The sequence below is a fragment of the Leifsonia sp. SIMBA_070 genome, from assembly GCF_046534635.1.
Lineage (GTDB): Bacteria > Actinomycetota > Actinomycetes > Actinomycetales > Microbacteriaceae > Leifsonia.
The window spans coordinates 1-233 of record NZ_JAWRYK010000999.1 but is presented as its reverse complement, the minus strand read 5'-3'; the positions used below and the strand labels follow the sequence as shown (position 1 = coordinate 233).

Here is a 233-nt window from a genome sequence, read left to right as displayed (position 1 = left end):
CCGGGAATGAAGCCGCCGTACTTCTTCATGTTCTCGGAGACTTCCTCCGGGTTGAACGTGATCGACACATAGAAATACGTGAAGAACACGATCAGCAGGAAGTAGACCGCCATGTAGAACGGGTGGTCTCCGCTGGTGAGGTAGTTGTTGATCCAGACGACCCACTCCGGCGGATTTCCGTTCGCGGGGGTGTTGAACTGCGCGATTAGCGACGGCAGGTACAGCATCGACGA

At 55.8% G+C, this 233-nt stretch carries 1 pseudogene; it reads right to left on the bottom strand.

From position 1 onward, the window contains the following. Positions 1 to 233 (bottom strand): annotated as a pseudogene (locus tag SB754_RS23165) (preprotein translocase subunit SecY); the annotation flags it as partial.